This window comes from Enterobacter sp. V89_11, from assembly GCF_029967775.1.
Classification (GTDB): Bacteria; Pseudomonadota; Gammaproteobacteria; order Enterobacterales; family Enterobacteriaceae; genus Enterobacter; species Enterobacter ludwigii.
The window spans coordinates 111,676-135,343 of record NZ_JASCAN010000014.1 but is presented as its reverse complement, the minus strand read 5'-3'; the positions used below and the strand labels follow the sequence as shown (position 1 = coordinate 135,343).

22 protein-coding genes are annotated in these 23,668 nt (G+C 54.4%); 11 read left to right on the top strand and 11 right to left on the bottom strand.

What is annotated here, in order from left to right:
- Positions 1–7 precede the first annotated feature (7 nt).
- Complete coding sequence (locus QLG09_RS12625; protein ID WP_049023258.1) at positions 8–1,135, top strand: ABC transporter ATP-binding protein; 1,128 nt, start codon at positions 8–10, stop codon at positions 1,133–1,135.
- A 14-nt stretch (positions 1,136–1,149) separates the two neighbouring features.
- Positions 1,150–2,436 carry an ABC transporter substrate-binding protein gene (locus QLG09_RS12620; protein ID WP_020883762.1) on the top strand — a complete coding sequence of 429 codons (1,287 nt, stop codon included), beginning with the start codon at positions 1,150–1,152 and terminating at the stop codon, positions 2,434–2,436.
- A 38-nt stretch (positions 2,437–2,474) separates the two neighbouring features.
- Here the strand turns inward: QLG09_RS12620 and QLG09_RS12615 are convergent, their stop codons facing one another.
- The 3 genes from QLG09_RS12615 to kduI form a co-directional block, all read right to left on the bottom strand.
- A complete protein-coding gene (locus QLG09_RS12615; protein ID WP_226777985.1) occupies positions 2,475–3,908 on the bottom strand; it encodes a sugar porter family MFS transporter in 1,434 nt (477 codons plus the stop codon).
- A 295-nt stretch (positions 3,909–4,203) separates the two neighbouring features.
- Positions 4,204–4,965 carry a 2-dehydro-3-deoxy-D-gluconate 5-dehydrogenase KduD gene (kduD, locus tag QLG09_RS12610; protein WP_014171473.1) on the bottom strand — a complete coding sequence of 254 codons (762 nt, stop codon included), beginning with the start codon at positions 4,963–4,965 and terminating at the stop codon, positions 4,204–4,206.
- Between the two features lie 63 nt (positions 4,966–5,028).
- The gene (kduI, locus tag QLG09_RS12605; protein WP_049023257.1) at positions 5,029–5,865 is read right to left on the bottom strand and encodes a 5-dehydro-4-deoxy-D-glucuronate isomerase; all 837 of its coding nucleotides are present in this window, start codon (positions 5,863–5,865) and stop codon (positions 5,029–5,031) included.
- A gap of 298 nt (positions 5,866–6,163) precedes the next feature.
- Here kduI and QLG09_RS12600 point away from each other — a divergent pair, with 298 nt between their 5' ends.
- On the top strand, positions 6,164–7,339 hold the full coding sequence (locus QLG09_RS12600; protein WP_020883760.1) for an oligogalacturonate lyase family protein: 1,176 nt from the start codon (positions 6,164–6,166) through the stop codon (positions 7,337–7,339).
- 152 nt (positions 7,340–7,491) lie between these two features.
- Here the strand turns inward: QLG09_RS12600 and QLG09_RS12595 are convergent, their stop codons facing one another.
- From QLG09_RS12595 to QLG09_RS12585, 3 genes are all read right to left on the bottom strand, one after another.
- Complete coding sequence (locus QLG09_RS12595; protein ID WP_014171477.1) at positions 7,492–8,175, bottom strand: porin; 684 nt, start codon at positions 8,173–8,175, stop codon at positions 7,492–7,494.
- A 316-nt stretch (positions 8,176–8,491) separates the two neighbouring features.
- Positions 8,492–9,670: an acetyl-CoA C-acetyltransferase gene (locus QLG09_RS12590; RefSeq protein ID WP_020883759.1), complete on the bottom strand. Its 1,179-nt coding sequence runs from the start codon at positions 9,668–9,670 to the stop codon at positions 8,492–8,494.
- A gap of 93 nt (positions 9,671–9,763) precedes the next feature.
- On the bottom strand, positions 9,764–10,630 hold the full coding sequence (locus QLG09_RS12585) for a LysR family transcriptional regulator (RefSeq protein ID WP_025203325.1): 867 nt from the start codon (positions 10,628–10,630) through the stop codon (positions 9,764–9,766).
- Positions 10,631–10,733: 103 nt separating this feature from the next.
- Here QLG09_RS12585 and QLG09_RS12580 point away from each other — a divergent pair, with 103 nt between their 5' ends.
- Together QLG09_RS12580 and QLG09_RS12575 are read left to right on the top strand one after the other, a co-directional pair.
- Positions 10,734–11,195 carry a multidrug/biocide efflux PACE transporter gene (locus QLG09_RS12580; RefSeq protein WP_049023255.1) on the top strand — a complete coding sequence of 154 codons (462 nt, stop codon included), beginning with the start codon at positions 10,734–10,736 and terminating at the stop codon, positions 11,193–11,195.
- A gap of 118 nt (positions 11,196–11,313) precedes the next feature.
- Entirely contained in the window at positions 11,314–12,543 is a 1,230-nt protein-coding gene (locus QLG09_RS12575) for an amino acid permease (RefSeq protein WP_049023254.1), read from the top strand.
- A 32-nt stretch (positions 12,544–12,575) separates the two neighbouring features.
- Here the strand turns inward: QLG09_RS12575 and QLG09_RS12570 are convergent, their stop codons facing one another.
- Entirely contained in the window at positions 12,576–13,049 is a 474-nt protein-coding gene (locus tag QLG09_RS12570; protein ID WP_032670215.1) for an Lrp/AsnC family transcriptional regulator, read from the bottom strand.
- A 116-nt stretch (positions 13,050–13,165) separates the two neighbouring features.
- Between QLG09_RS12570 and QLG09_RS12565 the strand changes: the two genes are divergently transcribed.
- Positions 13,166–13,777, top strand: coding sequence for a LysE family translocator (locus QLG09_RS12565; RefSeq protein ID WP_032680350.1), 612 nt, complete (start codon positions 13,166–13,168; stop codon positions 13,775–13,777).
- A gap of 28 nt (positions 13,778–13,805) precedes the next feature.
- Here the strand turns inward: QLG09_RS12565 and QLG09_RS12560 are convergent, their stop codons facing one another.
- Positions 13,806–14,078 carry a GNAT family N-acetyltransferase gene (locus tag QLG09_RS12560; protein ID WP_014171484.1) on the bottom strand — a complete coding sequence of 91 codons (273 nt, stop codon included), beginning with the start codon at positions 14,076–14,078 and terminating at the stop codon, positions 13,806–13,808.
- Between the two features lie 10 nt (positions 14,079–14,088).
- Positions 14,089–14,319 (bottom strand): 4Fe-4S mono-cluster protein YjdI, encoded by a 231-nt coding sequence (gene yjdI / locus QLG09_RS12555; protein WP_032680349.1) that lies wholly within the window; start codon positions 14,317–14,319, stop codon positions 14,089–14,091.
- Positions 14,320–14,497: 178 nt separating this feature from the next.
- Between yjdI and QLG09_RS12550 the strand changes: the two genes are divergently transcribed.
- From QLG09_RS12550 to QLG09_RS12530, 5 genes are all read left to right on the top strand, one after another.
- A complete protein-coding gene (locus tag QLG09_RS12550) occupies positions 14,498–16,135 on the top strand; it encodes a sensor histidine kinase (protein WP_032678909.1) in 1,638 nt (545 codons plus the stop codon).
- Positions 16,136–16,138: 3 nt separating this feature from the next.
- A complete protein-coding gene (locus QLG09_RS12545) occupies positions 16,139–16,840 on the top strand; it encodes a response regulator (protein WP_049023253.1) in 702 nt (233 codons plus the stop codon).
- A gap of 168 nt (positions 16,841–17,008) precedes the next feature.
- Positions 17,009–18,097 carry an ABC transporter substrate-binding protein gene (locus QLG09_RS12540; protein WP_020883753.1) on the top strand — a complete coding sequence of 363 codons (1,089 nt, stop codon included), beginning with the start codon at positions 17,009–17,011 and terminating at the stop codon, positions 18,095–18,097.
- A 78-nt stretch (positions 18,098–18,175) separates the two neighbouring features.
- The gene (locus tag QLG09_RS12535) at positions 18,176–19,945 is read left to right on the top strand and encodes an iron ABC transporter permease (RefSeq protein WP_020883752.1); all 1,770 of its coding nucleotides are present in this window, start codon (positions 18,176–18,178) and stop codon (positions 19,943–19,945) included.
- Positions 19,938–21,008, top strand: a complete 1,071-nt coding sequence (locus tag QLG09_RS12530) for an ABC transporter ATP-binding protein (RefSeq protein ID WP_049023251.1) — start codon at positions 19,938–19,940, stop codon at positions 21,006–21,008. Before QLG09_RS12535 ends, QLG09_RS12530 begins: the two co-directional genes overlap by 8 nt.
- Positions 21,009–21,085: 77 nt before the next feature.
- Here QLG09_RS12530 and manA read toward each other — a convergent pair whose 3' ends face one another.
- Positions 21,086–22,252: a mannose-6-phosphate isomerase, class I gene (manA, locus tag QLG09_RS12525; protein ID WP_049023250.1), complete on the bottom strand. Its 1,167-nt coding sequence runs from the start codon at positions 22,250–22,252 to the stop codon at positions 21,086–21,088.
- A complete protein-coding gene (locus QLG09_RS12520) occupies positions 22,249–23,667 on the bottom strand; it encodes a glycoside hydrolase family 1 protein (RefSeq protein WP_032678911.1) in 1,419 nt (472 codons plus the stop codon). Before QLG09_RS12520 ends, manA begins: the two co-directional genes overlap by 4 nt.
- Position 23,668 lies beyond the last annotated feature (1 nt).

Genomic DNA, 23,668 nt, shown 5'->3' with positions numbered 1-23,668 from the left:
AAATATTATGGCTGAAGTTATCTTCAACAAACTGGAAAAGGTCTACTCCAACGGCTTTAAAGCGGTACATGCCATTGACCTGAAAATCGCTGAAGGAGAGTTCATGGTGATCGTCGGCCCCTCCGGCTGCGCCAAATCCACCACCCTGCGCATGCTGGCCGGCCTGGAAACCATCAGCGGGGGTGAAGTCCGCATCGGCGATAAGATTGTGAACAACCTCGCGCCAAAAGAGCGCGGGATTGCGATGGTGTTCCAGAACTACGCGCTCTATCCCCACATGACGGTGCGCGAAAACCTGGCCTTTGGTCTGAAGCTGAGCAAACTGCCAAAAGATCAGATTGAATCTCAGGTCAACGAAGCGGCCAAAATCCTTGAGCTGGAAGAGTTACTCGACCGCCTGCCACGCCAGCTTTCCGGCGGCCAGGCACAGCGCGTGGCGGTAGGCCGTGCGATTGTGAAAAAGCCGGATGTATTCCTGTTTGACGAACCGCTGTCAAACCTCGACGCCAAACTACGCGCCTCAATGCGCATTCGTATTTCCGACCTGCATAAGCAGTTAAAGAAATCCGGTAAACCGGCGACCACCGTCTACGTCACCCACGACCAGACCGAAGCGATGACCATGGGCGACCGCATCTGCGTGATGAAACTCGGCCACATCATGCAGGTTGATACCCCGGACAACCTCTACCACAAGCCGAAAAACATGTTCGTGGCAGGCTTTATCGGCGCGCCGGAGATGAATATTCGTCAAAGCCAGCTGGTGGAAAGCGCCGGGAAACTGCACATCGCCATCGGCAATGAAACCATGCCGCTGAACGCCGGGATGCAGGAGAAAGTCTCCGCTTATGCCGGGCAGGCCATTTACTACGGCGTACGTCCGGAATTCGTTTCCCTCTCCGACGCACCATTCGTTGACGGGGGCTGCAGTGGCGAAATGGTTCGCGTGGAAAACATGGGCCACGAATTCTTCGTCTATCTGAAGGTTGCGGAGTACGAACTGACCGCCAGAATTCCATCCGATGAAGCTAAGCCAATGATTGATAAAGGCCTTCATCGCAAGGTGTATTTCAAATTTGATATGAATAAATGTCATATTTTTGACGCAAAAACTGAACAGAACCTCTCTCTCTGATGGAGTTTATAAAAATGAAAAAAGTGCTTTTAAGCGCAGCAATCTCCGCGACGCTGGGCCTTACCGCTTTGCCATCGATGGCGCAAGATGTCGAATTACGCATGTCCTGGTGGGGCGGTAATGGCCGCCATCAGGTGACGTTGAAAGCGCTGGAGGAATTCCATAAGCAGAACCCGGATATCAACGTTAAAGCAGAGTACACCGGCTGGGATGGGCACCTCTCCCGCCTGACCACTCAAATTGCGGGCGGCACCGAGCCGGATGTGATGCAGACCAACTGGAACTGGCTGCCAATCTTCTCGAAAACCGGCGACGGGTTCTACGACCTGAACAAAATGAAAGACGTGATCGACCTGACCCAGTTCGATCCCAAAGAACTTCAGTCCACCACCATCAACGGCAAGCTGAACGGCATTCCGATCTCCGTCACCGCACGCGTGTTCTACTTCAACGACGAGACCTGGAAAAAAGCCGGTATTGCATACCCGAAAACCTGGGACGAGCTGATGGCGGCGGGTAAAACCTTCGAGAGTAAACTCGGCAAGCAGTACTACCCGGTCGTGCTGGAGCATCAGGACACGCTGGCGTTGCTGAACTCGTACATGATTCAGAAGTACAACATCCCTGCCGTGGACGAAAAAACCAAGAAGTTCGCCTACAGCAAAGCGCAGTGGGTGGAATTCTTCCAGACCTACAAAACGCTGGTGGATAGCCACGTCATGCCGGACACCAAATACTATGCGTCGTTTGGTAAGAGCAACATGTATGAGATGAAGCCGTGGATCCAGGGGGAATGGGCGGGAACCTACATGTGGAACTCCACCATCAACAAGTATTCCGACAACCTGAAGCCACCGGCAAAACTGGTGCTGGGCAGTTACCCGATGCTGCCGGGCGCAACCGATGCGGGCCTTTTCTTCAAACCGGCGCAGATGCTCTCGATTGGTAAATCCACCAAAAACCCGGAAGCGGCGGCGAAACTGATTAACTTCCTGCTGAACAGCAAAGAGGGAGTAGACACGCTGGGTCTGGAGCGTGGCGTGCCGCTGAGTAAAGCCGCGGTGCAGTTCCTGACCGAAGACGGCACCATCAAAGAGAGCGATCCGTCGGTCGCGGGGCTGCGTCTGGCGCAGTCTCTGCCGGCCAAACTTTCCGTGTCACCTTACTTTGACGATCCGCAGATTGTGGCCCAGTTCGGCACCTCTCTGCAGTACATCGATTATGGACAGAAATCCGTGGAAGAGACCGCCGCTGACTTCCAGCGTCAGGCTGAACGTATTCTGAAACGCGCGATGCGCTAACAAAAAGCCCGGTGGCCTCTTCGCCACCCGGCAACAGATTACACGCCAATATTACGCAGCTTCTCGCCGGACATCAGCCTGCGCTCGATATGCTCCAGCGTGACGCCTTTGGTTTCAGGGATCAGCCAGAACGTGACCCCGATAAACGCGACGTTGAGAACCGTATAGAGCCAGAAGGTTCCTGCCGCGCCAATTGAATCCAGCAGCGTCAGGAAGGTCGCGCCGATGATCATGTTCGACACCCAGTTGGTGGTCGTGGAACAGGTGATGCCAAAGTCACGGCATTTGAGCGGCTGAATTTCGGAACACAGGATCCACACGACGGGCGCAGCGCTCATCGCATATCCGGCAATACACATCATGGTCATGCCAACAGAGAGCCAGGAAAGACCGCTTGAGGCCGTGCCGTTATCAAACTGCATCAGGCAGTAGCCAAGGATCAGCGTACCGAGCGCCATGACGCTAAAGCCAATCTTGAGTGCCGGTTTACGTCCGGCTTTATCCACGGTGAACACCGCGATAAAGGTGGCGAACATAAAGGTCAGCCCCACCACCAGCGTGGCAACCATTTGCTGTTCCGTGGTGGTGAACCCCGCCATTTTGAAGATACGTGGCGCGTAGTACATGATGATGTTCATCCCGGTGAACTGCTGCATTGCCTGCAGCAACATGCCGAGGAACACCGCGCGGCGTACGTTGCGGTTGATCTTAAACAGCGCCCAGCCCCCCTGCTTCAGCTTCAGGCTTTCGCGGATCTCGTTCAGCTCTTCACGTGCTTTTTCTGAGGTATCACGCAGCATCCGCAGCACCTCTTCCGCTTCCACATGACGGCCCTTTTGCGCCAGCCAGCGCGGACTGTTTGGCAGGAAAATCACCAGAACAATCAACACCAGCGCCGGGAGCGCCAGCACGCCCAGCATCGCGCGCCAGTTGCCGCTGTAGCTGAAATAAGTGTCAGACAGAAACGCCAGCACGATACCCAGCGTCACCATCAACTGGTACATACTGATCATCTTGCCGCGCACGTTCTCGCTCGCCATTTCGGAGAGGTACAACGGCGCAGTGTAAGAGGCAATCCCCACCGCCACGCCGAGCAGCACGCGGGAGAGCAGCAGCATTTCCACGTTCGTGGCAAATGCTGACCCAATGGAGCCGGCGACAAACAGAATCGCCCCCACCATCAGGCTGTATTTTCGCCCGAGGCGGAACGAAAGCCAGCCGTTAAACAGCGCGCCGATGGCCGCACCCAGCATCATGCTGCTGACCACCCACTCCTGCAGGCGGTTACTCAACGTAAAGTGATCGGTGATAAAGGGCAGCGCCCCGGCGATCACGCCAATATCCAGACCGAACAGTAAACCGGCCACTGCAGCCGCGATGGAGACAAACTGATTCATGCGTCGGGTATCACGCAACGCGGCGGGCATAAGGGTAGAGTCATTTATAGATGTCATATTTTCCTGCCTGAACAGCGAAATTCGTTAACTGAAATTACGAGATAGCGCGGAAAAGTGTCAGGCCGTAATTCGCGAAGATATGGATTATTTCGCTGTTGCATAGCGATCTGTGATGGACATTACAATTTCAACTAACGATGAAATACCGCCAGTTTTTATTAATCATTTAATTTTTAAGCAATAAAACTGTGATGCATATCATTTATGATTTTTTAGTATGGATTTTTCGTCTTGAGCCATATGGATAATGGCAATTTTTGGGCAAAAAAAACCTCCACCCACCGGCAGAGGTTTAAGACGGAATACGCAATTAACGCGCCAGCCAGCCGCCATCGACCGCCACGGTATAGCCGTTGATGTAATCGGATGCCGGAGATGCCAGGAACACGATCGGTCCCTTGAGATCGTCCGGAAGGCCCCAGCGGCCTGCCGGGATACGGTCGAGGATTTCCGCGCTACGCTGTTCGTCAGCACGCAACTGCTGAGTGTTATTCGTCGCCATGTACCCCGGCGCAATCGCGTTGACGTTGATGTTGTGCTTCGCCCACTCGTTTGCCAGCAGACGGGTAACGCCCATCACCGCGCTCTTGGATGCGGTATAAGACGGCACGCGGATACCGCCCTGGAAGGAGAGCATAGAGGCGATATTAATGATCTTGCCGCCTTTCCCCTGGGCAATAAAGTGTTTCGCCGCCGCCTGGGACATAAAGAACACGCTCTTAATGTTCAGGTTCATCACGTCGTCCCAGTCGCGCTCGCTGAAATTAATCGCGTCTTCACGGCGAATCAGTCCGGCATTGTTCACCAGAATGTCGATATGGCCGAATTCCGCCACCGCGCGATCCAGCAGTTCAGGGATGGCGTCAATTTTACGCAGATCGGCGGTCAGGCTCAGAAAACGACGCCCCAGCGCGGTGACGCGCTCGATGGTTTCAGTAGGCTCAACAATGTTAATCCCGACGATATCGCAGCCCGCTTCCGCCAGCCCTAACGCCATACCCTGGCCCAGTCCGGTGTCACAACCGGACACCACAGCCACTTTACCCTGCAGAGAAAATGCATCCAGAATCATGTTTGTTCCTTAATCTTTCAGCGCCTGTCACCAACAGGCAGGTTTATGCTTAACTGCCTGCGGCTAGCGCAGCTCGTTAACCGCGACGTGGTCCATGTCATCAAAGACCTGGTTTTCACCGACCATACCCCAGATGAAGGTGTACGCTTTCGTGCCTACGCCCGAATGAATAGACCAGCTCGGCGAAATAACCGCCTGCTCGTTATGCATCACGATATGGCGCGTTTCCTGCGGTTGCCCCATCATGTGGAACACGCAGGCGTCCTCGTCCATGTTGAAGTAGAAATACACTTCCATACGGCGCTCGTGGGTATGGCACGGCATGGTGTTCCACAGGTTGCCCGGAGCAAGCTCGGTGAGCCCCATGCTGAGCTGGCAGGTTTCCAGCACATCCGGAACAAAGTATTTATTGATGGTGCGACGGTTGCTGGTGAGGTTGTCACCCAGCGTCACCGGGGCGACATCCGCCGGGGTCACTTTTTTGGTGGGATACGGGGTATGTGCGGGCGCACAGTTGTAGTAAAACTTCGCCGGTTTACCGCTGTCGATGCTGGCGAACACGACCTCTTTCGCCCCTTTACCGACATACAACGCGTCGCGATGACCTATCTCATAGCACTGTCCGTCTACGGTGATGGTACCGGGGCCACCGATGTTAATCACGCCCAGCTCGCGACGCTCAAGGAAATAGCTCACACCAAGCTGTTTACCCACTTCTCCGCCCACGGAGACGGTCTGCGTCACTGGCATAATCCCGCCAACGATAATACGGTCGATATGGCTGTAGACCATGGTGTACTTATCGGCCTCGAACACCTGCTCGACTAAAAACTCATTGCGCAGCCCCTGAGTATCCAGCGTTTTGGCGTGCGCACTGTGGATGCTTTGTCTGACGTCCACCGTAACCTCCAGAAATGATCGTGCCCGCAGGCAGAAAATTAACGAAACGACGTTCCGTTTTCATGATGAGCACAGTCTAGCCCCAGAGAAGGGGGTTTTCAATTACATTTAAAACAACGTTTCATTTTTTCTGTTTGTTTATACCAGAAATGGCGTTCGGATCACGATAAAGAGAGCCAGACATTAATCTCGCCAATGAAACAGACAAAGTGCGCCATCAGTCACACATAATGAAACATTGTTTTGATAATTTAATACTCACTTTTTAATCTACTTTTATCGTTCAAAGGAGTGCATTATGGCTAAAGGTATGCGGGTCAAGCTGAACTACGAGGTCAGCCACGATCCGGATACAGGCGTGGAAGTCACCCGCCTGACCCCACCCGACGTGACCTGTCACCGCAACTACTTCTACCAGAAGTGCTTCTTTAATGATGGCAGCCACCTGCTGTTCGCAGGGGCGTTTGACGGTCACTGGAACTACTACCTGCTGGATCTGCAGAAGGCCGAAGCGGTACAGCTGACGGAAGGCGCAGGGGATAATACCTTTGGCGGGTTCCTCTCTCCGGATGATAAATCCTTCTACTATGTGAAGAACGACCGCACGCTGCTGGAGGTGGATCTCCATACCCTGGTAGAACGCGAGGTGTACCGTGTCCCAGATGACTGGGTGGGTTACGGTACCTGGGTCGCCAACAGCGACTGCACCAAACTGGTTGGGATAGAAATCGCCCGACGTGACTGGACGCCGCTCAACGACTGGAAAATTTTCCACGACTTCTTCCATAAGGGGCCGCACTGTCGACTGCTGCGGGTGGATCTGAAAACCGGTTTAAGCACCACAATCCACGAAGAGAAAAACTGGCTTGGCCACCCTATCTATCGTCCGTTTGATGACAACACGGTGGCGTTTTGCCATGAAGGGCCGCACGACCTGGTCGACGCCCGCATGTGGCTGGTCAACGAAGATGGTACGCACGTGCGCAAAGTGAAAACGCATGCGGAAGGCGAAAGCTGTACCCATGAATTCTGGGTGCCGAACGGTTCTGCCCTTGTGTATGTCTCTTATCTGAAGGGCCAAAAGGGCCGCACCATCTGCAGCTTCAATCCGGATACGGGCGTCAATGACGCAGTCATGCCAATGCCCGCCTGTTCCCATCTGATGAGCAACGTTGACGGCTCCCTGCTGGTGGGCGACGGTTCAGGCACGCCGGTTGATGTGAAGGATACGCACGGTTACACCATCGATAACGATCCGTATCTGTACGCCTTTGACGTGGCGAAAAAAAGCTACTTCCGCATTGCCCGTCACGACACCTCCTGGGCAACGGTGGCAAATAGCCGCCAGGTCACCCACCCGCATCCCTCCTTTACTCCGGATGAGAAAGCGGTGCTGTTCAGTTCCGATAAAGACGGTCAACCCGCCCTCTATATCGCGAAACTTCCTGAGCAACCTGAAATGTTGCATGCATGATTTGAGTTTGTGTTTCTGTAACTGGCCTTGCCCTCCGTTTAGGAGGGCCTTTTTTTTAGTGGACTTTTGCCCATTGGGCGGCGCTTATCAGGCATGAGTAAGCCGGGTAGGCACTGGCGCTACCCGGCAATGTTCAGCGGAATAACGTGATATCAGAAAGAATAGGCCACGCCCAAACGAAGGCGGGTCTGGCGTTCATCGGTGTCTTTCACGCCGATGTTACCCACTTCAACATACGGTGCCCAGTTTTTATCCCATTTATACGCCAGCTTGGCGTTATATTCGTTGGAATAATCTTTGTTATTATTACGAACCATACCTTCAGAACTCTTCGCATAAACATAATTGAGTTCGGTACGCCAGTCACCCATTACCCAGCCAACCCAGGCATCACCACGGTTAACTTTGTCGTCATCTTTATTCGAGCTTGACGGGTAGCGGGTATATTCATAACGATAACGCGCGGCAACGTAGAAGCCGTTGTCGAAACTATATTGCAGATGCAGATTCGGTTTATATATTGTGCGGCTGTCGTTACTTTCAAGGGTAAACGCCGGCGTCAGTGCAATATTCTCAGTCGCTTTCCAGCGCCAGCTAATTTGATCTTCATGCCCGTTACCCACCACATCCGCAAACGGCTGGTCGGCTTTATCACCGCCGGATTTCCATTTAGCTTCTACAGAAAAACCGACCCCGTTAGCAAAGCGATGTGAGACCGAGACACGGTCAGCATTGGCACCACTGTCGATATATTCATGGCGCAGATCGACGGTAACGGCCTGAGCCATGAAGGACGTACCGATAAGGGAAGTAAGGACCAGAGATTTCTTAAACATGAAAAAACCCTCAACTGAAATAATGTTTCTTATTTATGAAACTGCAGTTTATTTTTTAAAGAACATTATTTTAGTGACAAAGATCGTAATTATTTGTTTCATTTTTTTTGGCAAAGATGGACGTGACATCCATCAACAAACAGGGTGTATTAACGTGAAATTATCGGAGGGGGATCACACTAAGACGTTAACAACGATAATAATTAAGGCCGTAATTATTCAATACCAGAGTGAGAATGTACTAATAACGGTTAATTCGTCATACGTTATGTAAAAAAAACCTCCTGAAGGGAGGCTCTTTTATGCGGGCGGGATTTTAGCGTTCAATGGCGAGGGCGACACCTTGTCCACCACCGATACAGAGCGTCGCAATGCCTTTGCGGGCATTGCGCTTTTTCATCTCATGCACCAGCGATACCAGAATTCGACAACCGGACGCGCCGATAGGATGACCCAGTGCGATTGCCCCACCGTTCACGTTTACCCGCAGGGGATCCCATTCCAGCATTTTGCCAACCGAGATTGCCTGTGCGGCAAAGGCCTCGTTGACTTCAATCAGATCCACATCAGAGAGCTGCCACCCTGCGCGTTCCAGGCAGCGACGGGTAGCATAAACCGGGGCGATACCCATTAACGCAGGATCAACACCCACGCTGGCAAATGCCTTAATGCGGGCCAGGACGGGCAGATCCAGCTCGAGGGCTTTGCTTTCACTCATCATCATCACGGCCGCAGCGCCATCATTAATGGAGGAGGCGTTTCCCGCCGTCACTGAGCCCTGAGTTTCAAACGCAGGATTGAGCCTCGCCAGCCCTTCAGCGCTGGCGTCGGTGCGCGGCTGCTCATCGGTATCCACCACGGCAACCTCACCGTTCTGACGCTGCGTGCTGACCGGGACGATTTCATCCCGAAAGCGCCCGGCATCAATCGCTGCGCGCGCTTTTTGCTGCGAGCTTAACGCGTAAGCGTCCTGCAACTCACGGCTGATACCATACTCACGTGCCAGATTTTCCGCCGTCACGCCCATATGATAGTCATTGAACGCATCCCACAGACCGTCATGCACCAGACTGTCGAGCAACTGGCTGTTGCCCAGCTGCGCGCCGGTACGGCTGTCGGTCAGCACGTGTGGTGCCCGGCTCATATTTTCTTGTCCGCCGGCAATCACGACATCCGCTTCACCACACTGAATGGCCTGCGTCGCCAGATGCAGCGCTTTTAACCCTGAGCCACAGACGTCGTTGATGGTGATAGCGGAGACGGTATTGGGCAGGCCGCCCTTGAGGGCCGCCTGACGGGCAGGGTTTTGCCCGGCACCGGCGGTCAGCACCTGTCCCAGGATCACCTCATCAATTTCATGTGCTGCAATCCCGCTGCGTTCCACCAGCGCTTTCACCACTACGCTGCCCAAATCAACAGCCGAGTGGCGTGCAAGCGCCCCCTGAAAACAGCCGATAGCCGTACGCAACGCACCCACTATAACGACATCTTTCATCACAACCTCTGTGTTAAATGACATGACGATAGTAGTGGATTGTTATTGGCAATTATCTTAATTGTTTAAAAATAGTGAGTTTAATCACAAGGATTAGCGCGCATCCTGCAGATACTGCCGCAGCCAGCTTCCGGCAACGCCGGGCGGGGATCGTTTATTCCAGAGCAGATCGATACCGATCGCCCGTGGCCAGCCGGGGACATTCAGCTGCACCAGCGATTTCGCGGCGGCAAATTCATCCACCAGCGCGCACGGCAGCACGCACCAGCCAAATCCCTGCACGGCCATACTCAGCAGTAACAGGTAGTTGGGTGCCGACCAGACGGGTCCGCGTGCGAGCGTTGCCTCCCGCTCCAGATAGGTGCTGAGCCGCAACTCCCGCCAGCCGTGCAGCTCATCGGCCTGGATTACTTGCTGCCCGGCCAGAGGATGGTTGGTCGCGACATAGATTGCCATCCGGGTCTGTATCGGCAACCGGGTAAAACCAATATCGGTCGGATAACTGTCACGCGCTTCCGTGAGACCAACCTGCGCACGCGACTTCTGCAGCAGATCGATAACGTCCTCTTCCTCGCCAATCAGGCATTCAAATTCGGTATGGGGAAAGCGCTGGTCGAACTGGTTCATCAGGTCTTCCAGCACGTCCGGGTTGAGGGTATCGGAAAGAACAAACGTCAGGCGCGCCTCCGTTTGTGCCGTTAACGACACCGCCAGCTCGTCAAGCCGCGTGCTGGCCGCGAGGATCGCCTGCACATAACCCAGCACCTGTTCGCCCTGGGCGGTTAACACCGGCTGACGGGCCGAACGGTCAAACAGATCAAAGCCCAGATCGGCTTCAAGATTGGCGATGGATGTGCTCACGGTCGACTGGCTTTTACGTAACCGACGCGCGGCGGCAGAAAAAGAGCCCGCCGCGACGGTCTCAACGAATGCGGTAAGGGCTTCAGGTGAATAACGCATGCACTATCTACTTTATCGATGGATACCATCTTTAATATATCACCTTTAGCGATAACAATAGGCCGCATCAACGCCAAAATGCGTATTCACGAGGTCTAAAACTATGCAACATCAGGATGCACTCCAACGTAAACTGCCGGAGCGGATCTTTCATGCCGTCTGTTTCGAAGGGATTGCCACGGCGATCCTCGCCCCGACGGCGGCGTGGCTTATGCAACGTTCCGTGGTGGAGATGGGTGGGTTGACCATTATCCTGGCAACCACGGCCATGCTCTGGAACATTATCTATAACGTCGGCTTCGACCGTTTCTGGCCGGTTCACCGCATCACACGCACGGCAAAAATCCGCGCACTGCATGCGCTGGGATTCGAGAGCGGGTTTATTGTGATCGGCGTGTCGATAGTCGCCGCGGTGCTGGGCGTCACGCTGCTGCAGGCATTCACACTGGAAATTGGTTTCTTCCTGTTCTTCCTGCCGTACACCATGTTCTATAACTGGGTTTACGATACGCTGCGCGCGAAATTCCTTAAACGTCGCCAGCAGCGACGCGCCCTCGCAGGCTAATTCCCTCTGGCCGGACGCCCGCTCCGGCCAAACTCCTTCGAAGCAACTGCGCTCTCAACCCATAATTATGGTAAATTGCGCTCCATTCTGTTGGTTTGATAGTTGATACGTTGCTCTAATGTCGAAAATTTGGTCAAAAGATGAGACTCTCTGGAGTTTCGCTCTCTATGGCACGGCCGTGGGCGCAGGAACGCTGTTCTTGCCCATTCAGCTGGGCTCCGCAGGCGCTATCGTCCTGTTTATCACTGCCCTTGTGGCCTACCCATTAACCTACTGGCCGCACCGCGCGCTGGCACAATTCATCCTGTCGTCGAAAACAAAAGGCAATGAAGGGATCACCGGCGCCGTCTCCCATTATTACGGCAGGAAGATAGGCAACCTGATCACCACGCTCTATTTCATCGCCTTCTTCGTGGTGGTGCAGATTTATGCAGTGGCCATCACCAACTCGTTAACTGAGCAGCTGGCAAAACACATGACGGTGGATACCGCCGTTCGCGTGCTGGTCAGTTTTGGCGTGGTGCTGGTGTTAAATCTGATCTTCCTGATGGGACGGCATATCACCATAAAAGTGATGGGCTTCCTGGTGTTTCCGCTGATCGCCTACTTCCTGTTTGTCTCGCTCTATCTGACCGGAAGCTGGCAACCCGCGCTGCTCACAAGCCAGATGGCATTTGACCGCCATACGCTGCATCAGGTCTGGATTTCGATTCCGGTGATGGTATTCGCTTTCAGCCATACGCCGATTATCTCGACGTTTGCCGTTGACCGCCGTGAGAAGTTTGGCGACGCCGCTATGGACAAGTGCAAGAAAATCATGAAGGTGGCGTACCTGATTATCTGCCTGAGCGTGCTGTTCTTCGTGTTCAGCTGCCTGCTCTCAATTCCACCGTCCTATATCGTTTCGGCAAAAGAGGAAGGGGTAACCATTCTGTCAGCGCTGTCGATGATGCCCTCTTCTCCGACATGGCTGGGGATTTCCGGGATTATTGTGGCGATTATCGCCATGTCGAAATCGTTCCTCGGCACCTATTTTGGGGTGATCGAAGGGGCGACGGAGATTGTGAAGTCATCGCTGAACCAGGTGGGCGTGAAAAAGAGCCGCGCCTTTAACCGCGCGATCTCCATCATGGGGGTGTCGTTAATCACCTTTGCGGTGTGCTGCATTAATCCGAATGCCATTTCGATGATTTATGCCATCAGCGGTCCGCTTATCGCCATGATCCTGTTTATCATGCCGACGCTGTCGACGTACCTGATCCCGTCCCTGAAACCGTACCGATCTGTCGGCAACCTGCTGACGCTGATCGTTGGCGTACTGTGCGTGTCAGTGATGTTTGTAGGCTAAACGCCCCTGCGCCCGGCGTTCTGCCGGGCGCGTTATTCGTCACGCCCTGAGATGTCGAGCGGAAACGGCCTGTCCTGCACGACCGTTTTCATGACCAGCGTTGAGCGAAGATGCTGAACGCCGGGCATCGCAGAGAGCTTCTCATCATAGAGTTTCTGAAAAGCCGGCAGGTCGCGGGTCACGACGTGCATCAGATAATCAGGATCGCCAAATAAACGCTGCGCCAGCACAATTTGCGGGATCTCTTCCACCGCCTCCTCAAAGGCGCTCACCGCCTTTCTGTCGCCCTCTTTCAGCGTCGCAAACACGATCGCCAGAAAGTTAAACCCCATTTTGGCGGGATCGAGACTGGCCCGGTATCCCGTAATGGCCCCGCTCTGCTCCAGTGCCCGCACGCGCCGGTGACACGGCGAGAGGCTCAGGTTCACCCGTTCAGCCAGCTCCGTAAGAGATAAACGGCCATCAGCCTGCAACTGCGCAAGAATTTTTCGATCGATGCTGTCCATGTGGAAGATTTTGTCAATTTCACCGTCTTTTGAGCATAACATTGAAAACTCATTTCGTCCGGATACCGATATGCTTTCTCTCTGTTGACGGGTGAAATTCTGGAGTTTTACAGACGATGGAAATGAGTATTGTGGCCGGGTTTTGGGTGGTGTCTTTCCTGCTCATCATGACACCGGGCGCCGACTGGGCTTACGCCATTAGCGCCGGCATCCACGGGCGGCGCGTGGTACCCGCAGTGATGGGCCTCATGTCCGGGCATCTGCTGGCGACACTGATTGTGGTCGCGGGCGTGGGCGTCATGATGGCGCAACATCCGCTGGCATTATCCGGGCTGACAATAGCGGGCGCACTTTACTTGCTGTGGCTTGGTATCTCACTGTTACGCGCTCCTGGCGCACCGGAAAGCGCCACAACCTCGGCGGCAAACTGGAAACAGTGGGCGGTGAAGGGATTATGTATCAGCGGCCTTAACCCGAAAGTTTTTTTGCTGTTCCTGGCCCTGCTTCCACAATTTACTGACCCGAAGGGAAGCTGGTCGGTTGCGATGCAGATGTCCGCGCTGGGCTTGCTACACCTCATCACCTGTACGCTGGTCTATCTGCTGGTGGGATACGGTTCAAAAGCCATCCTGGCCACCCGCCCGCAGGCCGCGCGTCTGGTGAGCAGAGCATCAGGGGGAATGATGGTAGTGATTGCGGTGGTGTTGCTGTTTGAACAGATCAGATAAAAAAACACCGGCCATCGCCGGTGTGTTTCTACGCCCGAATATCGTCATATTCCCGCGTATTATCAAACTCATGTTTGGCAAACGGGCATAGCGGGATAATTTTTCGATTTTCACCGCGCATCTTTGCGACCACTTTTGCCACCAGCTGTTTACCCACACCTTGCCCTTTCAGGCTTGGATCCACATCGGTGTGCTCGATAATGCTCAGATGTTCACCGGTCGGTACGAAGACAATCTCTGCAACCTGGTTACCGTCAGCATCGTTGACGTAAAACTTGTTATGGCCTTCCAGAATATCCATGGTTCCTCGCTTATTTTTGGCGATACTTCAGCGCACCGCTCGGGCAGGTATCAATCACATGTATAACCGTTTCGACGTCGACTTCATCCGGTATAATCCACGGTTTACGTTTCAGGTTGAAGAGCTTAGCGCTCCCGCGCACGCAATTTCCTGAGTGTTTGCAGATCGCGGTGTTGAAGTAAACGTCAATTTTCTCTCCGGTATAGGCCCGGTAGCCTGCATCCAGTAGCGCTTTATCCACGACATTGCCTCTGTAATTATTCGGGTGCTGAATGAAGCATAGCCTTACGCGATCCTGATAGCTATAACCCCCAAAACGAAAAGCCAGGTCACAACTCTGTTTTCGCCAGATTGCATCCCCCATTTCCTCATGTCAGTCTGCGCAGACCGCTCTAATCAGACTCCCCGCGTCAGGTCGTATGAAACGCAGACTCTCTTTTCAGGTAAAACTTTTTTTAGCGCTGGTGTGCTTCTCCTGCCTGCTGTTAGTTCTGCTGGGAACCATCCTGTTTCATTTTATTGACCGGCAATTGCATCACGATCTCGGCCAACGCGCCCGGGTTCAGGCCAGCGAAATCGCGTTGATGCCGGGTCTGGCGGAAAACGTCGCGGCCAGAAATATCCCCGCCATCGCCCGTTTAATTCAGCCTATACGGGCCGAAAGTGATGCCAGTTATATTGTCATTGGCGATACCCGGGAACAGCATCTCTATCATTCAGAATCACCGGAGCGCATCAATTTACCGATGATCGGCGGGGATAATGCGGAGGTATTACAAGGCAAAACAATTATTTCGGTGCGTAAGGGTGGGATTGGGGTTTCACTGCGCAGCAAAGCGCCCATCTTTAATGCGCAGCATCAGGTGATTGGGATTGTCTCGGTCGGTTATTTGACGTCGTACATTGCGAATATCAATGCGCGTATTCTCTGGCAGTCCGGGTTATACGGTATGGGTCTGTTGCTGTTACTGTTTATTTTTTCCTGGTTGTTTACCCGCAATCTTAAAAAGCAGATGTTCCGCCTTGAGCCAAAAGATATTGCGCAACTGGTCTTACAGCAACGCGCGCTGCTGGAAGCAATGTATGAAGGGGTATTTGCCGTCAATGAAGAAAAGCAGCTGATTTTAATTAACCGTGCCGCCAGAGAGATGCTGGATATTCATCAAAGTGAGAAAGCGCTTATCGGCAAACCGCTGGAAGACGTTCTGCAAACGTCCCCCGGTTTTTTATCTCAGCGCTACGCCTCGGTTAGCCGGGGCAGCCACGACCAGATTGCGGTGCTTAACCAGCGCGAGGTGATTGTGAACCGCGTGGCGATTGAGGTTGAACCTGGTGTTGAAAGCGGTTGGGTTTATAGCTTTCGCGACAAGAATGATATCAACACTCTCAGCAGCCAGCTAAGCCAGATTAAACGCTATGCGGATAACCTGCGCATTATGCGTCATGAACAACTGAACTGGACCGCCACGCTGGTGGGGTTGCTGCAGATGAAACACTATGACGAGGCGATCCGTTACATCCAGGCACAGTCAGAAGGGGCGCAGCGCGTGCTGGACTTCGTCTCAGCCCATTTTGTCTCGCCGGCCCTGTGCGGATTGCTGCTAGGGAAATATGTCAGCGCCCGGGAAAAGGGCGTTGAACTGCAGTTTGATCCCGCCTGCCAGCTCACCCGCATGCCTGCCAGCATCACGGAAACGGAGCTGGTGTCGGTGATTGGCAACCTGCTGGATAACGCCGTTGACGCCACCCTGAAAGCCCCGGTTCCCGCACCTGTAGAGCTTTACATTTCCGATCGCAACCAGGAGTTGCTGATAGAGGTGGCCGATCGGGGTTGCGGGGTGGATGAGGCGATGAAACCGCATCTTTTTCGCCAGGGGTTCAGCAGTAAGCCGGAAAGCGAGAACGACATTGTGGGCACAGAGCACGGTATTGGCCTGTTTCTGGTGGCAGGCTATATCAACAAGGCGGGCGGCAGCATTGAGATAACGGATAACGCTCCTCAAGGCACGATATTCTCTGTGTTTATTCCCAATCCACTCCCCGTTCGACAGGGCTAACGCATGACCACGACCCGAGCACTTGATGTTGTGATTGTTGAGGATGAGCCGCACCTGGCGGAACTGCATCGCGAGTATATCGAGCAAAATTTCCATTTGCGCGTGGTGGGCATTGCCGCGTCGATTGAGCAGGCGTGTAACCTGATACGCCAGCATCAGCCGAGGCTGATACTGCTGGACAATTATCTCCCGGACGGTAAAGGCGTGGCGTTAATCGATAACCCGCTCCTGAAAAGCTATGAATGCTCGGTGATCTTTATCACCGCAGCCAGCGATATGCAGACCTGTAGCCATGCCATGCGCAGCGGCGCGTTTGACTACCTGATTAAGCCCGTTTTTTTCCAGCGTCTGCACGCCTCGCTGGAGCGTTTTATGCGTTTCATCCACACCGTGCAGCAGGTGAAGGTTGTCGACCAGCATGCGCTGGATCGCCTGTTTAACCTCCCCGCCGCGGACACCTCGCAGACCCCGTCCACAAAGGGTATTGAGCCCCACACCCTGGACCGTATTAAGCGTTTATTTGCGGAGCACCCCGAAAAAACAATGTCGGTGGAAGAGGTGGTGGAATACGTCGGGATCAGCAAAACCACGGGCCGCCGTTATCTGGAATACTGCGTGGAAAGTGGGTTAATCAGCATTGAAATGCTGTATGGCAATATCGGTCATCCCAGAAGGCTTTACCGCAAAGTGGCAGAGAAAACGTAATCCGCAACCGTTCGTTTGCTAAGCGTCGCGGATTTTATGGTGTTAATTGCTGAAACGACGCCGACAATCACACTTCGGAACCGCAACCCGCGCCCCCCTATTGTCGGCGCGGAGCCATGCGCTATGTTGACAATTAGTTCCTCAAATGTAACTAAAAGGTTAACTATAATGTCGAACATTTTCCGAATTTCTCTGATTACCGCTACCGTACTGTGTTCTGCTTCCGCACTGTCTGCTTTGCCGCAGGGCTACCCTGCTGACTATCAAAAAATGGTCGATGCCGCGACCAAAGAGGGCAAAGTGGTGATCTACTCCACCACCGACACCAAAGCTGCCGGGCCGCTGATTGAGGGCTTCGAAAAAACCTATCCGGGCATCAAAGTTGAATATAACGACATGAACAGCACCGAGCTGTACAACCGTTTTATCAGCGAACAGGCCTCGGGTGGCGGTAGCGGCGATGTGGTCTGGAGCTCCTCCATGGACACCGGGCTGAAGCTCGCTACCGACTACGCCATGGAGTACAAATCACCGGAGCAAAGTCAGCTACCGAAATGGGCGGTCTGGAAAGATAAAGCCTACGGCACCACCTATGAGCCCGTCGTGTTTATCTACAACAAACGGCTGATCCCGGCGGGCGACGTGCCTGATTCCCATGCGGCGCTGGCTAAGCTTATTGCCAGCCAGACGGATAAATTCAAGAGCAAAGTCACCACCTACGACATCGAAAAATCGGGTCTGGGCTTTATGCTCTCGGTGCAGGATCACAAGGCCGATCCTAACTACTTCAAAACCCTGGCCGATATCGCCAAAGGGGGCCTAGCCGTTCAGTCTTCAACCGGCACCATGATGGAGAGGGTGTCATCAGGGGAAAACCTGATCGGTTTTAATATCCTCGGATCCTACGCGGAAGCGCGTGCGAAGAACGATCCGTCGCTGGGGATCGCCTATCCAAAAGATTACACCCTGGTGTTATCACGCGTGTCGTTCATCAGCCAGCAGGCGCAAAACAGCAATGCCGCGAAACTGTGGCTGGACTACGTCCTGTCTGAAAAAGGACAAAGTATTCTGGCAAGCCAGGCGGATATCCCGTCCATTCGTAACGATATCGACGGCAAAAATGATATCGACGGCCTGACGAAAGTGCTCGGCAATGCGCTGAAACCTATTCCGGTTGATGAAAGCCTGCTGGAGTATCTGCAGCCGAAAAAACGCCTGGAGTACATCAAACAGTGGCGTACCGCCGCCGCCAAATAAGCGTCTGAGCGCGACGCGGGTCGTCGCGCTCCTGTTACCTGAGTTCGTTTTGCTGGGCTGCAACACCAGGGATACCCCATGAATACATTACGCAGAAAGTGGCAAAGCCTGCCGCGCGGTATTGTCGTGTTGATAACCGCCCTGGTTATCTACACGCCGCTGTCGTTTATCGTGATACAGAGCTTCTTGTCCGCCCCGTTCTTTTCACCGGCAAAAGAGTGGAGCCTTGAATCATTTGGTTTTATCTTCACCGACCCTGATTTCTATAAGGCGCTGAAAAGCGGTTTTATTCTCGCTTTCGGGCTGGTCATCATCGCCATTCCGTTAGGGGGCGTGCTGGCCTTTCTGATGGTGCGTACCGACCTGCCCGGCCGCCGTCTGATTGAACCGCTGATCCTCGTGCCGGTTTTCGTGTCGCCAATGGTGCTGGGATTCGGCTACGTGGTGGCCGCCGGTCCGGTGGGCTTTTTATCCCTCTGGGCCCAGGCGCTGATTGGTTTCGTACCGTGGAATATCTACGACATGTCGAGCATCGTGGTCATTGCTGGCCTGACGCATGTTCCGCATGCCTATCTCTATATTTCGTCCGCGCTGCGAAGCGTCGGTTCCGATGTGGAAGAGGCCGCACGTACCGCGGGCGCGTCGCCGTTACAGGTGATGACCTCGGTCAGCCTGCCGATGGTGCGCCCGTCCATTTTGTACGCCATCGTTCTGCTGTTCTTCCTCGGTCTTGAAGTGTTTGGTCTGATGCTGGTCCTCGGCGATCCGGAAGGCAACATGGTGCTGGCAACCTACCTGTACCAGCTGACCAACAAGCTTGGTACCCCTTCCTACCACCTGATGGCGGCGGTTGCGGTGGTGCTTATCTGTATCACCATTCCGCTGGTCATGCTGCAGCGTCGCCTGATGCGCACCGCCAACCGTTTCGTGACCATGAAAGGCAAAGCGTCCCAGGCCCGGGCCTTACCTCTGGGTAAATGGCGCTGGGTGGCGGGCGCGGTGGTCGCCTTCTGGCTTACCGTCACGATCGGCGTTCCCCTGCTCGGCGTGGTATTGCGCGCGTTTATCTCAAACTGGGGCGTGGGCGTTTCGCTGTGGGACGAGCTTTCCCTCAGTACTTTTCGCACGATATGGGCGCAGCCGAACCTGCTGCGCGCCATCGTCAACTCCATGTCCATTGGGGTCATTGGCGGCGCGCTGGCCGTGGCGTGCTACCTGTTTGTCGGTATCGCCATGCACCGCAAACCGGACAATACCACGCGTTTCCTGGATTACAGCGTCCTGGTGCCGCGCGCCGTGCCTGGCCTGCTCGCGGGTCTGGCCTTTCTCTGGGTGTTCCTGTTCCTGCCCATGTGGCTGGATAACTCGCTGAAATCGGGCTGGCTTTCCGGGTTCGCCTGGAGCGACTGGATGCGTGAAAACCTGATTGTCTGGCTACGTTCGCTGCGCAGCACCATTTTCAGCGTCTGGCTGGCCTATACGGTGGTCTGGATGGCGTACGGGCTGAGACTCATCTCGTCCACCCTGCTGCAGGTCGCGCCGGAGCTTGAAGAGGCCGCCCGCAGTACGGGGGCTACGCGTGGCCAGATCACCCGCCATGTCACGATCCCGCTCTCCCGCTACGGCCTTATCGGTTCGTGGCTGCTGATGTTCCTGATTTTTGAACGCGAATATTCAACGGGTGTATACCTGCTTTCACCCGGCACGGAAACCATCGGCTCGATGCTGGTATCCCTCTGGGCCGCGGGAGCCATTGATATTGTGGCGGCGCTCTCTTTTATTAACATCCTGCTGGTGGTGGTAGGTCTGGGCATTGCCCTTCGTTTCGGAGTGAAAATACATGATTGAATTAGCGGTTAACGATCTGCACCTGACCTACGGCGACAATCCTGTTTTAAAAGGGGTCTCCATGAACCTCAACCGCGGCGAAGTGGTTTCCCTGCTGGGGCCATCCGGCAGCGGGAAAACCACCCTGCTGCGTGCGGTGGCGGGCCTGGAAAAACCGACTCAGGGCTCGATTATCATTGGCAAAAACAAAGTCTATGACGGCACGCCGCGCAGTGAGATCCCGGCGGAAGAGCGTAACCTGGGCCTGGTGTTTCAGTCGTATGCGCTGTGGCCGCACAAAACCGTTTTTGAAAACGTGGCCTATCCGCTCAAGCTGCGCAAGGTTCCGGCCAAAGAGATCCAGCAGCGCGTACAGGACGTGCTGGACCAGCTCGGGCTGGGCCATCTGGGCAAACGCCACCCGCACCAGCTCTCCGGTGGACAACAGCAGCGCGTGGCAATTGGCCGGGCGCTGGTCTACAACCCGCCGGTCATTTTACTGGATGAACCGCTCTCTAACCTCGACGCCAAGCTGCGCGAAGAGGCTCGCGTATTCCTGCGTGAACTGATTATCAAGCTGGGCTTATCCGCGCTGATGGTAACGCACGACCAGAATGAGGCGATGTCGATTTCCGACCGTATCCTGCTGCTTAACAACGGTAAAATCGAGCAACAGGGCACACCGCAGGAGATGTACGGCTCGCCGAAAACGCTGTTTACCGCTGAGTTTATGGGCAGCAATAATCGCCTGCACGGCAAGGTAACGGAAGTACGCGACGGCAAAGCGCGTATCGAAGGCAAAGGCTGGGTGCTGTGGGGCCAGGCCGGTGAAGGGGTACGAAGCGGTGAAGACGCCACCGCGGTGATCCGCGTCGAGCGCGTGGCGGTGGTCGAGGGGCCGGGGGAAAACCAGCTGGCGCTCCCGTTACTGACCAGCATGTATCTCGGTGACCGCTGGGAATACCTGTTCCGCACGCCGGGGGATGATTTTGTCATTCGCGCCTATGGTCACGAGGCCCGGAACCCGCTGCACTGCCACCTTTCGCTGCCTGAAAAGCACGTGTGGATCTTCCCGAAAAACTAAATGTAAAAAGGCTGCGATAAGCAGCCTTTTTTATGCCCGACATACTGCCTGCACACGGCAGTGAAAGCCTTACGTCATCAGCTTACCAGGCAAGACTGCCCGCGCTGAGTCAACGTCCATAAGGTTGTGACCGCCGGGATGAACGCAGACTGACCGGCGTTCAGCGTCATGGTGGCACCCTCGGCGTGGCTGAGCGTGGCACTCCCCTTTAGCACCAGCAGAATTTGCGCACGGTCTGTCCGGATGTTTTGCTGCTCGCAATGTTCAATGACGCTAAAGCGAAAATCCGTTACCGGGATCGGGTATTGCTGCATCCCCTCTTCCCGCTGCGGATGCATCCTGAGGCGGTCGGCTGGGGTTTCGTCAAACACCGTACAGCGCACCAATTCTGCCACATTGATGTTCTTGGGGGTTAAGCCCGCACGCAGCACGTTGTCAGAACTGGCCATGACCTCTACCGCCGTACCGTTCACATAAGCATGTAGCGTACCGGCGCGCAGGAACATCGCCTCACCCGGCGCAAGCGTAATGCAGTGCAGATACAGCGGGGCCAGAGCCCCGATGTCCCCCGGGTAGTCTCGCAGTAGCCGTTCGATAAAGGGCGCTACCGGAGCAAACACCCCGCATGCAAGTCGCGCTTCCAGGCACGTCAGCACGCCCTCTTTTTCCGCCGGCTCAAGCGCCATCAGACGCGTAAAAAAGGCCTTAAGCCCTTCAGCATGCAGGTTGTTGCGAAACAGCGACAGCGCGGACGTCAGGGCCGGGGCATCCAGGCGCAAAAAGTGATTAGCAATCTCCTGATACGGCCGGAAGCCGTTCATGGCCATAAAAGGCGTCAGGGCAAAAACCAGCTCGGGCTTATGGTTCGCATCGGTGTAATCCTCTCCGGGCAGGTTGCCCTGACGGGCGAACCCGTCTTCTGCCTGAAGCTTATTGGGATGTACCTGCAGCGACAGTGCGCGCTCCGCTGACAGCAACTTCAGCAGGTAAGGCAACTGCCCCGCAGTTTCTCCCGCGCACGCGCCCAACATCTCTGCCGGCCTCTGTGAAATAAGGTCCTGTAAAGAGCGTAACCCTGTATCGGTTTCAATCTCCGAGCAGCCTGCGGGGTGGCTTCCCATCCAGACCTCGGCCTGGGGTTGATCGTCAGGGTTGAGCAGGCCAAAAAGATGATTAAGCGCTACGCGACTCCCCCAGGCGTAATTTTTGATGCCGTTACGCATCCGGTAAAAAGGCTGACTCATTGCGTATCCTTTTCACATTCGCCAGGGGTGAAGCCATTTTCAGCCGCCAGCTGCGCAAACCACAATGCGTTACGTTTGATTTGTCGCTCCCCGGTGGCTAAATCCAGACGCCAGAAGCCATATCGCCGCTTGAAGCTGTTGATCCAGGACCAGTTATCAATGAAGGTCCACTGATGAACACCAAAACAGTTGGCGCCGTCAGCGATACCACGATGCAGCTGAGCCAGATGTTCCTCCATCAGAGCGATACGGAAGGTGTCATCTATCACGCCATCGGCCTGCACCGGCCCTTCGGACTGCAGATCCATCGCGATGCCAATTTCCGCCAGATACCATTTAATATTGCCGTAGTTATCGCGAATATTGCAGGCAATGTCATAGATAGCTTCCGGGTGGATCTCGTTATTGTCGCGATAAGGGTTAAACCGTCCCTGAGGATCAATGTAATTTTCGAAATAGACTTCCGGCGTGAAGTAATCGAGCGCGTAAACGCTTTCCCGCGCTTTCACCCTTCTCGGCACATAATAATTCACCCCCAGAAAATCAATTCTCGACTGCAGGATCGTCTCCACATCCTGCCGTGAAACCTCTGGTAAGCAGCCGTTTGCAGTTAAGATTTCGCACAGTTCTTTGGGGAATTCATGCTTAACCAGCGGGTCGAGGAAGCTACGGTTAAACAGCAGGTCGGCATACCAGGCCGCTTTTTTATCGGCCTCGCTGTCGCTGCGGGTATAAGAAGGCGTGAGGTTGAGCACGACACCAATCTCACCCGGCAAGCCCATTTCACGGTAGACATTCACCGCCCTGGCGTGCGCCAGCATAATATTAAAGGCGACCTGAGCCGCCAGTTTGCCATCTTTTTTACACGGATAATGGAAGTCATATAAATAACCGCCTTCCACCGGCACGATCGGCTCATTAAAGGTTATCCAGTATTTCACCTTATGGCCAAACAGCTCGAACGCGGTGCGGGCGAAGCGGGCAAAAAGCTCAGTTACGTAGGATGACTCAAATCCGCCATATGCTTTTTGCAGCGCCTCGGGCATATCAAAATGGTAAAGATTGATGATGGGCTCGATGCCGTTGGCAATCATTTCATCGAAATAATCGTTATAGAAGCGGACGGCGTCGCGGTTTGGCTGTCCGGTTTTGAAATCATCGATCAGACGCGACCACTGAATAGAGGTTCGAAACGAGTTAAACCCCGTTTGCTTCATCAGGGCTACGTCTTCTTTATATTTACTGTAGGTTTCACAAACGTGCTGCGGACCAATCTGCTGAAAAAAACGCTCCGGTTGTTCGGCAAACCAGCTGTCCCAGACAGAACGGTGCGGCTTATTGGCTATGCCTTCCGTCTGCGGACCTGATGCCGCTGCGCCCCAAAAAAAACCTTCCGGGAATTGATACCGGTTCATA